Origin of the sequence: Mesorhizobium sp. M2A.F.Ca.ET.043.02.1.1 (genome assembly GCF_003952405.1) — a bacterium.
Lineage (GTDB): Bacteria > Pseudomonadota > Alphaproteobacteria > Rhizobiales > Rhizobiaceae > Mesorhizobium.
Genome location: NZ_CP034445.1, coordinates 1,850,628 through 1,861,887 on the forward strand (window position 1 = coordinate 1,850,628; position 11,260 = coordinate 1,861,887).

The 11,260-nt window shown below is 64.3% G+C and carries 10 protein-coding genes; all 10 read left to right on the plus strand.

The window, feature by feature from the left end; translation table 11 throughout:
- Nucleotides 1–140 precede the first annotated feature (140 nt).
- The 10 genes from EJ068_RS08735 to kdpC all read left to right on the plus strand — a co-directional run bounded on the left by EJ068_RS08735 (nt 141) and on the right by kdpC (nt 11,246).
- On the plus strand, nt 141–974 hold the full coding sequence (locus tag EJ068_RS08735; protein WP_127249489.1) for an ABC transporter ATP-binding protein: 834 nt from the start codon (nt 141–143) through the stop codon (nt 972–974).
- Nucleotides 971–1,819 (plus strand): ABC transporter permease, encoded by an 849-nt coding sequence (locus EJ068_RS08740; protein WP_127249490.1) that lies wholly within the window; start codon nt 971–973, stop codon nt 1,817–1,819. Before EJ068_RS08735 ends, EJ068_RS08740 begins: the two co-directional genes overlap by 4 nt.
- Before the next feature lie 82 nt (nt 1,820–1,901).
- Nucleotides 1,902–3,074: an ABC transporter substrate-binding protein gene (locus EJ068_RS08745; RefSeq protein ID WP_127249491.1), complete on the plus strand. Its 1,173-nt coding sequence runs from the start codon at nt 1,902–1,904 to the stop codon at nt 3,072–3,074.
- A gap of 74 nt (nt 3,075–3,148) precedes the next feature.
- On the plus strand, nt 3,149–4,240 hold the full coding sequence (locus EJ068_RS08750; RefSeq protein ID WP_127249492.1) for a Gfo/Idh/MocA family oxidoreductase: 1,092 nt from the start codon (nt 3,149–3,151) through the stop codon (nt 4,238–4,240).
- 202 nt (nt 4,241–4,442) lie between these two features.
- Nucleotides 4,443–5,879 (plus strand): amidase, encoded by a 1,437-nt coding sequence (locus tag EJ068_RS08755; RefSeq protein WP_127249493.1) that lies wholly within the window; start codon nt 4,443–4,445, stop codon nt 5,877–5,879.
- Nucleotides 5,880–6,515: 636 nt separating this feature from the next.
- Nucleotides 6,516–6,605, plus strand: a complete 90-nt coding sequence (locus tag EJ068_RS08760) for a K(+)-transporting ATPase subunit F (protein WP_040990279.1) — start codon at nt 6,516–6,518, stop codon at nt 6,603–6,605.
- Nucleotides 6,606–6,638: 33 nt separating this feature from the next.
- The gene (gene kdpA / locus EJ068_RS08765) at nt 6,639–8,342 is read left to right on the plus strand and encodes a potassium-transporting ATPase subunit KdpA (RefSeq protein ID WP_127249494.1); all 1,704 of its coding nucleotides are present in this window, start codon (nt 6,639–6,641) and stop codon (nt 8,340–8,342) included.
- Nucleotide 8,343: 1 nt separating this feature from the next.
- The gene (locus tag EJ068_RS08770; protein ID WP_245463382.1) at nt 8,344–8,580 is read left to right on the plus strand and encodes a hypothetical protein; all 237 of its coding nucleotides are present in this window, start codon (nt 8,344–8,346) and stop codon (nt 8,578–8,580) included.
- On the plus strand, nt 8,577–10,670 hold the full coding sequence (gene kdpB / locus EJ068_RS08775; protein ID WP_128315065.1) for a potassium-transporting ATPase subunit KdpB: 2,094 nt from the start codon (nt 8,577–8,579) through the stop codon (nt 10,668–10,670). The genes EJ068_RS08770 and kdpB overlap by 4 nt, the downstream gene beginning before the upstream one ends.
- Before the next feature lie 12 nt (nt 10,671–10,682).
- On the plus strand, nt 10,683–11,246 hold the full coding sequence (gene kdpC / locus EJ068_RS08780; RefSeq protein ID WP_127249497.1) for a potassium-transporting ATPase subunit KdpC: 564 nt from the start codon (nt 10,683–10,685) through the stop codon (nt 11,244–11,246).
- The last annotated feature ends 14 nt before the right edge of the window (nt 11,247–11,260 follow it).

Below are 11,260 nucleotides of genomic sequence, written 5' to 3' on the forward strand. Positions count from 1 at the left end.
AGCATATTAGATAATATGTGATTGAACCTGATTGCTTCCGCCGTCTGTCGCTGCTTGACAGTAAAGTAGGATAGTTACAGACTGATTTTGCGGACAGATGGGGCCTTGGGCAACTCATCGCGCAGTCTCCGAGGGGGAGCATGAGTACGGCAAGCGCAAGAACGCCGAAGCTCGGCGTGCAGGCAGCGACCAAGGTCTATCAGACAGGTTCCGGCGATCTTCTGGCGCTGGACCGCTGCAGCCTCGATGTTCAACCCAACGAGATCGTTTCGATCGTCGGCCCCTCCGGCTGCGGCAAGACCACGCTGTTGTGGTCTATGTCGGGCCTGCATCGGCTGACCGCCGGCGCGATCCTGCTCGACGGCAAGGAAATCACCGGACCGCGCCCCGAGATCGGCATCGTCTTCCAGGAAGCGAATCTTTTGCCCTGGCGCAATCTCGACGCCAACATAAACTTCCCGTTCGAGATCAAGGGCGAGAAGCCCGACCGCGCCTGGATCGCCCATCTCCTGCACCGCGTCGGGCTCGATGGCTTCGGCGGTAAATTCCCGCGCGAGCTTTCCGGCGGCATGCAGCAGCGCGCCGCGATCGTTCGCGCCCTGGCATTGAAGCCCTCCGTGCTTTTGATGGACGAGCCCTTCGGCGCGCTCGACAGCTTCACCCGCGAGGAGATGAACCGCCTCGTCGAGGAGATCTGGCTCGACACCAAGACGACCATCGTCTTCATCACCCACTCGATCGAGGAAGCGATCTTCCTCTCCGACCGCGTCGTGGTGCTGACCACGCGGCCGGGCCGCGTCGCCAAGATCTACGACGTGCCGTTCGCGCGCCCGCGCTCGCTGGAGATCATGGCGACGAAAGAGGTCTTCGACCTCACCAACAAGATCAAGATGGACATTGTCGGCGAGCGGAGGCCGCAGGCCCAGGACCAGCCGGAGCACAAGAGCGCTGAAATCGTTAGGATCAGGCCGTGAGCGGGGGCGACGCCATTCCGGAATTCTCGAAGGCGAAATCGGGAGACGGCCAGGATGTCAGCCTGACCAATCTTTCGGCCTTCGCCAGCGGCCCCGGCATCAAATCCGGCGCAGAGGTGGCAGCGATCCTTGCGGTCGCCGTGGTGATCATCGGCGGCATCGAGCTGGCGCTGCGCATCTTCCACGTGCCGCAATACATTATGCCGCCGCCGAGCTCGATCGTTTACGCGCTGTTCGACGAGTTCCCGCTGATCGCCCCGCATCTCGGCTACACGCTGGTGGAGCTCGTCTCGGGCTTCGCCATCGGCGCCATCGTCGGCCTTGTGATGGCGGCGATGATCACGCAGTTCCCCTTCGCCGAGAAGATCGTGGCGCCCTACATCCTGATCCTGGTCACCACACCGATGCTGGCGCTGGTGCCGCTTTTGATCCTGCGCTTCGGCTTCGGCTACACGCCGCGCATCATCGCGGTCGCTCTGGCTGCCGGCCCGATGGTGATGATCAATGCCGCGACCGGCTTCCGCCGCGTCGACAGCGCCAAGATCGCCCTGGCCCGCTCCTATGGCGCAAGCACCCTGCAGATCTTCTGGAAGATCCGCGCGCCGATGGCGCTGCCGATGATCCTGGTCGGGCTGATGATCGGCGCCATCTTCGGCCTGCTCACCGCTGTCGGCGCCGAGATGGTCGGCGGCGGCTTCGGCCTCGGCAACCGGCTCACCTCCTACTCCTCGATGATCCAGATGCCGCAATTCTTCGCGGTGGTGCTGATCCTGTCGACGCTCGGCATCCTGATCTACGTGCTGTTCTTCCTGATCGGCAAGAAATGGGCGAGCTGGGAGACCTGACCGACGGACAAAAATCACGCCCGGGAGGCGGGCGGAGGCAAGGCAAGCGATCAATAAGGGCAATCAACAAAAGGGGAATGCCATGACCAACGATAATCCGATCCATTCCAGTGCTCCGGCCGGCATCAGCCGCCGCTACTTCCTGCAGGTGACGGCGGCCGGCGTCGTGACCACCACCGCGCTCGGCGCGTCCGGCCTGAAGGCCCGGGCGGCGGCCTATGAGAAATTCACCTGGATCTCGCCGCGCGGCACGCTCGAAGTGCTGGACGACTATCCCTACTGGTCGGCGAAGAAGGCCGGCTATTTCGGCGACCTCGCCACCGACATGCAGCCCGGCCCTTCGGATGGCACCGCGACGGTGAAATTCGTCGATGTCGGCCAGGCCGACATGGGCTTCCCCTCGCCCGGCGTCTTCTCCTTCGCCATTCAAAACGGCATGAAGCTGAAGTCCGTCTTCCACATGGGCGCGCGCGATACTTTCAGCCTCGCCTTCCGCAAGGGCCAGGGCACCAACAACCTGAAGGACCTCGAAGGCAAGACCATTCTGCTCGGCTCCGCCGCCTGGCAGGCGATCGTCGATCCGCTGCTGGCGGCCCAGGGCGTCGACATCAAGAAGGTGAAATATGTCGAGGCCGGCTGGCCGACCTGGGGCACCGCGCTGGCCGGCGGCCAGGGCGATGCGGCGCTTTCCTGGGAAGGCTTGCGCGCCGAATGGATCGCCAAGGGACTCGACTTCGAGTACTGGCTCGGCGTCAAGAACTCCAAGCTGCCGGCCAACACCTTCGTCGTGCGCGCCGCCGACCTCGAGGATGCCGATAAGAAGGCCTTCCTGGAGAAGTATCTGCGCGGCTGGGCGATGGGCCTCGAATTCGGCTACCAGAATCCGCGCGCCGCGGTCGAAGCCGTGTTCGAGCAGTTCCCGACCTTGGCCAAGAACCTCGGTCCCGAGCTCGGCACCACCTCGATCCTGCAGCAGATCAACGTCTTCCGCGGCGACATGGAGAAGCGCGGCGGCTGGGGCTCGCACGACATGGCGAGCTGGCAGGGCTTCTTCGACGAGATCCTCAAGATCGGCCAGATCAGCGCGCCGGTGAAGGCCGAGGATGTCTGCACCAACGATCTGATCCCGGCCGCCAACGACTTCGACAAGGCCAAGGTCAAGGCCGATGCCGAGGGCGTGAAACTGTCGGAAGGCTTTGCCGCCCTCGACGTCGACAAGATCAAGGCGCACCTGTTCGATTCCGCCGTCAAGTAACGCGACTGCCATGACCAACGGGCGGCGGGAGGCGCCGCCCGCCATTCCATTCAAAGAGCATTGGGGAGGCTTCGATGGCCGACAAGGTGAAAATACTGGTGGTTGGTCTGGGCAATATGGGCGCATCGCATGCCAGCGCCTATCACCGCTCCGACGGCTTCGAGATCGTCGGCATCATGAGCCGCAACATCAAAAGCAACAAGAAGATCCCCAAGGAACTCGCCGGCTACCCGCTCTATGAGGATTTCGACCTGGCGCTGAAGGAGACGAAGCCGGATGCGGTCTCGATCAACAGCTGGCCTAACACGCACGCCGAATACGCGCTGAAGGCGATCGCCGCCAACTGCCATGTCTTCATGGAAAAGCCTCTCGCCACCAACATCGAGGACGCCGAAAAGGTGGTGGCAGCGGCGCGGGCGAAGAACCGCAAGCTGGTGCTGGGCTATATCCTGCGGGTACACCCGTCCTGGATCAAATTCATCGAGGTCGGCAAGACGCTCGGCAAGCCGCTGGTGATGCGTCTGAACCTCAACCAGCAGAGCAGCGGCGCCGCCTGGCACTGGCACAAGAACCTGATCGACTCGCTGATCCCGATTGTCGACTGCGGCGTGCATTATGTCGACGTCATGTGCCAGCTGACCGGCGCCAAGCCGGTGCGCGTGCACGGCATCGGCGCAAAACTCTGGGCCGAGGCCGACAAGCAGAATTACGGCCATTTGCACGTCACCTTCGACGACGGCTCAGTCGGCTGGTACGAGGCCGGCTGGGGCCCGATGATGAGCGAGACGGCCTATTTCGTGAAGGACGTGGTCGGCCCGAAGGGCGCGGTCTCGATCGTCGCCGGCCAGTCGGGCAGCAGCGCCAAGGATGCCGAGGAAGTGTCCGATTCCGCCGACATCGACCGCCACACCAAGACCGACGCGCTGAAGATCCACTATGCCCAGGTCGACGGCGACAAGAATTTTGCCAAGCCCGACGAGATCGTCAGCATGGAGGACGAGCCCGGGCACCAGGAACTCTGCGACCGCGAGCAGGGCTTCTTCCTGCGCGCAATCCGCGAGGACCTCGATCTGACCGAGCAGATGGACGCGGCCGTCAACAGCCTGCGCATCGTGCTGGCGGCCGAGCAGAGCATCGCGGAGAAGCGGACCGTCGAGCTGGCCTGAGCCTTCTCTGGCACAAGTCGCGGCACTCCCCCTCATCCGGCCGCTTCGCGGCCACCTTCTCCCCGAGGGGAGAAGAGGGAAGCGCCGGCGCTGACAATCTCCTCTCCCCGCCGGGGAGAGGTCAGCCGAGCGAAGCGGAGGCTGGGTGAGGGTGAGTCTGGGCCAGTTCGCAACTGACGGCACTTGTAAGTGGGAGGAACACATGGCCGCGATCTCGAAGAGCTTGCTGGAAACCTATGCCGAATCCGACGCGCTGGCGCTCGCCGACCTGGTGAAGCGCGGCGAGGTTTCGCCGGCTGAGCTCGTTGAAGCGGCGATCACCATGATCGAACGCCTCAACCCATCGCTCAATGCGGTCATCCACCGCCTCTACGACATGGCGCGCGCCCAGGCGGCGACGGTGGACAAGAACGCACCCTTCGCCGGCGTACCCTATCTGCTCAAGGAGCTCGCCTCGTCCTGGAAAGGCGCGCCCCTTACCAACTCCTGCCGCTACCTAAAGGACTTCGTCCCCGATTCCGACAGCGAGGTGGTGCGCCGCATCAAGGCCGCCGGGCTCGTCCTCGTCGGCAAATCCAACGCGCCGGAGAACGGCTGGTCGATCACCACCGAGCCAAAACTCTACGGCACGACGAAGAACCCGTGGAAGCAAGGCATCACGCCGGGCGGCTCCAGCGGCGGCGCTGCCGCCGCGATCGCTTCGCGCATGGTGCCGATCGCGGAGGCCAGCGACGGCGCCGGCTCGATCCGCGTGCCGGCGTCCTGCTGCGGCATTGTCGGCCTGAAACCGTCGCGCGGTCGCGTCAGCCTCGCGCCCTACGGCGACTATTGGTATGGCGGCGCCTATTTCCTCTGCTGCTCGCGCACCGTGCGCGACACCGCCGCCTATCTCGACGCGGTGGCCGGCGCCCTGCCCGGCGACGCCTACACGCCGCCGGCGCCGGCGGAAAGCTGGCTCAACCTCTCCGCCCGTGCCCCAAAGAAATTGCGCATCGGCTTTACCGTCACGCCGCCGAACGGCGCCGCGATAGATCCTGAAGTCAAGCAGACGGTGCTTTCCACGGTCGCCGCGCTCGAACGTCTCGGCCACGACGTCGAGGAGCACGACATGCCGCTCGACACCGACGCGGCGTGGAAAACCTACACCGACATGACCAACGTGCAGACGGCCGCCACCTTCGGCTTCCTCGAAACGCTGGTCGGCCGCCCCGTGACACCGAAGGATGTCGAGCCGGTGACCTGGGCGGTCATCGAGCGCGGCCGTGCGACCAGCGGCATCAAGCATGTTTCCGACGTCGAGCAACTGAGGCTGATCGGCCGCGATATCGTCGGCGACCTCAACCCCTATGACATCTTCATCACCCCGACACTGACTCAGCTGCCGCGTCCGCTCGGCTACTACGACATGTCGGAGACCGATCTCGACAGCTACAACGCCAAATGGGGCGACGCGGTCTTCAACTTCCCCTTCAACATCTCCGGCCTGCCGGCGATCTCGCTGCCGCTCGGGCAATCGGCGGGCGGCGTGCCGATCGGCGTGCAGCTCGTCGGCCGTTACGGCGACGAGGCGACGGTGCTGGCGCTGTCCACGCAGTTGGAAAGCGAGATTCCGTGGAAAGGCCGACGGCCGGCGCTGTAGGCGATCACCTTGTCGGGCAAGGCTATCGATGTCTGGTGGGGTAGTCATCGTAAACGCTGGTGATGAGCTGAAGGCCCCCTGAACCTCGTCATTCTAGGGCAGAGCAAGGAGCGTAGCGACGCGCGCAGACCCTAGAATCCATTCCGTCACCGAGACCGAAGCGTGCAACGGTGCAGAATTCTGGACCGCCGCGGCGCTTCCAAGTTACGGCATGGATCCTCGGGTCTGCGCGCGTCGCTACGCTCCTTGCTCCGCCCGTGGATGACGACCGCGGCAGGCGGCTCCGCCAACCGCCAAAGGCATGGATCTGCCAACGCACATTAGCCAACCGGAGCTGCAGGCCGGGTCGGCCAAAACCCCTATAAAATTCCTATATCTTTCCCGCCCGCTCCGTCTCGAACCTTTATGGCGATCGGGTCCATATCTCCTTCGAAGAAACGCTTTGATCGCCGTTGCCGCCCAGGTGTCGAGCGTCCGCGTGCAGTTTTGAGCCCGCCACCGCGAGCCCGCAAACACAAAGTGGAAAAGGAAGACCTGCAATGGACCTGATAGTTCTCGGGATCGGGATTTTGTTCTTCGCCCTGTCCTTAGCCTACGTCAAAGCCTGCGACAGAATCTAAGCGGAAGGGTCGGATCATGCTTCTCGATTACATTCTCGGCGGCGCGGTGACCTTGTTCCTGCTCGCCTATCTCACCTACGCCCTCATCCGCCCCGAGCGTTTCTGAACGTTCCGGCGCCAGGCACGGAAAGCCATCACAATGACAATCTACGGCTGGATACAAATCCTTCTCTATTGCGGCATCCTCGTCGCGCTCGTTAAGCCGGTCGGCTTCTATATGCACCGCGTGTTCAACGGCGATCGCACTGTTCTTTCACCGGTTCTGGTTCCGATTGAACGCGGCCTTTATCGCCTGGCTGGCACCAACGAGCGAGAGGAACAACACTGGGCCGTCTACACGACAGGCATGCTGCTCTTCAATCTCGCCGGCTTCCTCGTTCTTTATGCGCTGCAGCGGCTGCAGGGCGTGCTGCCCTACAACCCCGCAGGCATGACCGCGGTCGACCCGCAGCTCGCCTTCAACACCGCCGCGAGCTTCGTCACCAACACCAACTGGCAGAATTACGGCGGCGAAAGCACGATGTCCTACCTCGTGCAGATGGCGGGCTTCACCGTCCAGAATTTCGTCTCGGCCGCCACCGGCATCGCCATCGCGATCGCGCTGATCCGCGGCTTCGCTCGTGCCTCGGGCAAGTCGATCGGCAATTTCTGGGTCGATCTGACGCGCTGCACGCTCTACGTGCTCCTGCCGATGTGTATCGTGCTGACGCTGGTCTATGTCTGGCTCGGCATTCCGCAGACGCTTGGGCCTTATGTCGACGCCACCACGCTGGAAGGCGCCAAGCAGACCATCGCGCTCGGACCGGTCGCCTCGCAGGTCGCCATCAAGATGCTCGGAACCAATGGCGGCGGCTTCTTCAACGCCAATGCCGCGCATCCGTTCGAGAATCCGGACGCGATCTCGAACATGGTCCAGATGCTGACCATCTTCGTGCTCGGCGCCGGCCTCACCAACGTCTTCGGCCGCATGGTCGGCAACCAGCGCCAGGGCTGGGCGATCCTCGCTTCGATGGGCGTGCTGTTCATCGCCGGCGTCATCGTCTGCTATTGGGCCGAGGCCGCCGGCAATCCGCTGGTGCATGCGCTCGGCATCGACGGCGGCAACATGGAAGGCAAGGAGACACGCTTCGGCATCGCCCTGTCGGCCTTGTTCGCGGTCATCACCACCTCAGCCTCCTGCGGCGCCGTCAACGCGATGCATGATAGTTTCACCGCGCTCGGCGGCATGATCCCAATCATCAACATGCAGCTCGGCGAAGTCATCGTCGGCGGCGTCGGCGCCGGTTTCTACGGCATCCTGATGTTCGTCGTCATCGCCGTCTTCGTCGCCGGTCTGATGGTCGGCCGTACGCCGGAATATCTCGGCAAGAAGATCGAGGCCAGGGAGGTCAAGATGGCAATGCTCGCCATCCTGTGCCTGCCGCTGGCCATGCTGATCTTCACGGCGATCGCCGTGGTCCTGCCGAGCGCCGTGGCCTCGATGGCCAATGGCGGCCCGCACGGCTTCTCCGAGGTGCTCTATGCCTACACGTCGTCAGCCGCGAACAACGGCTCGGCCTTCGGCGGCCTCACCGGCAACACACCCTGGTTCAACCTCACGGGTGCAATCGGCATGCTGATGGGCCGCTTCCTGGTCATCATCCCGGCTCTGGCCATTGCCGGCTCGCTGGCGGCGAAGAAGACCGTGCCCGCTTCGGCCGGCACCTTCCCGACCGACGGCACGCTGTTCGTCGGCCTGCTGGTCGGCGTCATCATCATCGTCGGCGGCCTCACCTTCTTCCCGTCGCTCGCCGTCGGCCCGATCGTCGAGCATTTGGCGATGATCCATGGACAGACCTTCTGAGATGACCATGCCACGCCTCAACGACATACGTCGGCACGACGGTCACCAGACCGGTGACGGAGCGCCTGACAACGGAAGGGACGAGAAGCCTCGTCCTTTCCCGACGCTTTCAACCTTTCTCGGCATGGCGGCCGTGCTGTTCGTGCTGTGGCTGCTGGCTTCCGGTCTTCCGCACCTCTTCCCGAAGACCGAACGCCCGGCGCCGTCCAACATAACCGATACTGGAGCCCAAAAATGAGCCAGTCCAAATCCGCGAGCATTCTGGATGCCCGCATCCTGGTGCCCGCTATCGGCGGCGCCTTCCGCAAGCTCGATCCGCGCACGCTGGTCAAGAACCCGGTGATGTTCGTCGTCGCCGTCGTCTCAGCTCTCACCACCGTTCTGTTCGTCAAGGATCTCATCGCCGGGGGCGGCGATCTCGGCTTCACCCTGCAGATCATCATCTGGCTGTGGTTCACCGTGCTGTTCGCGAATTTCGCCGAGGCAGTCGCCGAAGGCCGCGGCAAGGCGCAGGCCGACTCGCTGCGCAAGGCGCGCACCGAGACCCAGGCCAAGCTGCTCAGCAATGGCGACCGCACGAAATTCAAGCTGGTGCCGGGCACCAGCCTGAAGGTCGGCGATGTCGTGCTGGTCGAGGCCGGCGACATCATCCCGTCCGACGGCGAGGTGATCGAAGGCGTGGCCTCCGTCAACGAGGCGGCGATCACCGGCGAATCCGCGCCCGTCATCCGCGAATCCGGCGGCGACCGTTCGGCTGTCACCGGCGGCACCCAGGTGCTTTCCGACTGGATCCGCGTGCGCATCTCCGCCGCCTCCGGCCAGACCTTCCTCGACCGCATGATCTCGCTGGTCGAGGGCGCCGAGCGCCAGAAGACGCCGAACGAGATCGCGCTCAACATCCTGCTCGTCGGCATGACGCTGATCTTCGTGCTGGCGACCGCGACCATCCCGAGCTTCGCCTCCTATTCGGGCGGCTATATCCCGGTGACGATCCTGGTTGCTCTGTTCGTGACGCTGATCCCGACCACGATCGGCGCATTGCTGTCGGCCATCGGCATCGCCGGCATGGACCGGCTGGTGCGCTTCAACGTGCTTGCCATGTCCGGCCGCGCCGTCGAGGCCGCCGGCGACGTCGACACGCTGCTGCTCGACAAGACCGGCACCATCACGCTCGGCAACCGCCAGGCGACCGAGTTTCGTCCGGTCAAGGGCGTCACCGAACAGGAGCTGGCCGACGCCGCCCAGCTCGCCTCGCTCGCCGACGAGACGCCGGAAGGCCGTTCGATCGTCGTGCTGGCCAAGGAGAAATACGGCATCCGCGCCCGCGACATGGCGACCCTGCACGCAGCCTTCGTGCCCTTCACCGCGCAGACCCGCATGAGCGGCGTCGACATCGACGGCTCGTCGGTGCGCAAGGGCGCCGTCGATGCGGTGCTCAATCACGTCAACCAGGCGACGGTCGCAGCCCACGGCACGCGCCCGACAAGCGACACCATCCGCGATCTCCAGGCCGTTGCCGACGAGATCGCCAAAGCCGGCGGCACGCCGCTGGCTGTCGAGCGAGACGGACGCCTGCTCGGCGTCGTCCACCTCAAGGATATCGTCAAGGGCGGCATAGCCGAGCGTTTCGCCGAGCTGCGCAAGATGGGCATCCGCACGGTGATGATCACCGGCGACAACCCGCTCACCGCGGCCGCGATCGCCGCTGAAGCCGGCGTCGACGACTTCCTTGCCCAGGCGACGCCTGAGAACAAGCTGTCGCTGATCCGCGAGGAGCAGGCCAAGGGCAAGCTGGTCGCGATGTGCGGCGACGGCACCAATGACGCGCCGGCGCTCGCCCAGGCCGATGTCGGCGTCGCCATGAACACCGGCACGGTCGCCGCGCGCGAGGCCGGCAACATGGTCGACCTCGACAGCGACCCGACCAAGCTGATCGAGATCGTCGAGATCGGCAAGGCGCTGTTGATGACGCGCGGCTCACTGACGACCTTCTCGATCGCCAACGACGTGGCCAAGTACTTCGCCATCATCCCGGCGATGTTCGCGGTCTTCTATGTCGCGCCCGGCCAGTCCACCGGTCCGCTGCAGGCGCTCAACATCATGCATCTGGCGACGCCGCAGAGCGCCATCCTGTCGGCCATCATCTTCAACGCGCTGATCATCATCGCGCTGATCCCGCTGTCGCTGAAGGGCGTGAAATATCGTGCCATCGGCGCCGGCTCGCTGCTCACCCGCAACCTGCTCGTCTACGGCCTCGGCGGCATCATCGTGCCTTTCGTCGGCATCAAGGCGATCGACCTGATCGTCACGGCCCTCGGCCTCGCATAAGGATTTATCCCGATGTTCAAGCAACTCAGACCCGCTTTTGTCATGATCGTCTTCTTCACGGTGCTGACCGGCCTGATCTATCCGATCGGCATGACCGGCATCGCCCAGGCGCTGTTCCCGAGCCGGGCCAATGGCAGCCTGATCGAGAAGGACGGAAAGGTCATCGGCTCCAGCCTGATCGGCCAGGCCTTTGCCGGCGACCGCTATTTCCACGGCCGGCCGTCGGCCGCCGGCGACGGCTACAATGCGACGGCCTCCAGCGGCTCGAATCTCGGCCCGACAAACGCGAAACTGATCGACCGCATCAAGGGTGACGCCGAGAAGCTGAAGGCCGAGAACCCGAACGCGCCGGTGCCGATGGACCTGGTCACGACCTCCGGCAGCGGCCTCGATCCCGACATCAGCCCCGAGGCCGCCTATTTCCAGGTGCCGCGCGTCGCCAAGGCCCGCGGTGTTGACGAGGCCAAGGTCAAGGCGCTCGTCGACGGCCATGTCGAAGCTCGCGAGCTTGGCGTCCTCGGCGAGCCAGTGGTCAATGTGCTGGCGCTGAACCTGGCGCTGGACGAGCTGAAGTGATCCACGCGCGCCGG

Coding starts and splice junctions, on each gene's coding strand:
- EJ068_RS08735 (WP_127249489.1), top strand. CDS start 141: ATGAGTACGGCAAGCGCAAGAACGCCGAAGCTCGGCGTGCAGGCAGCG.
- EJ068_RS08745 (WP_127249491.1), top strand. CDS start 1,902: ATGACCAACGATAATCCGATCCATTCCAGTGCTCCGGCCGGCATCAGC.
- EJ068_RS08750 (WP_127249492.1), top strand. CDS start 3,149: ATGGCCGACAAGGTGAAAATACTGGTGGTTGGTCTGGGCAATATGGGC.
- EJ068_RS08755 (WP_127249493.1), top strand. CDS start 4,443: ATGGCCGCGATCTCGAAGAGCTTGCTGGAAACCTATGCCGAATCCGAC.
- EJ068_RS08760 (WP_040990279.1), top strand. CDS start 6,516: ATGCTTCTCGATTACATTCTCGGCGGCGCGGTGACCTTGTTCCTGCTC.
- kdpA (WP_127249494.1), top strand. CDS start 6,639: ATGACAATCTACGGCTGGATACAAATCCTTCTCTATTGCGGCATCCTC.
- EJ068_RS08770 (WP_245463382.1), top strand. CDS start 8,344: ATGACCATGCCACGCCTCAACGACATACGTCGGCACGACGGTCACCAG.
- kdpB (WP_128315065.1), top strand. CDS start 8,577: ATGAGCCAGTCCAAATCCGCGAGCATTCTGGATGCCCGCATCCTGGTG.
- kdpC (WP_127249497.1), top strand. CDS start 10,683: ATGTTCAAGCAACTCAGACCCGCTTTTGTCATGATCGTCTTCTTCACG.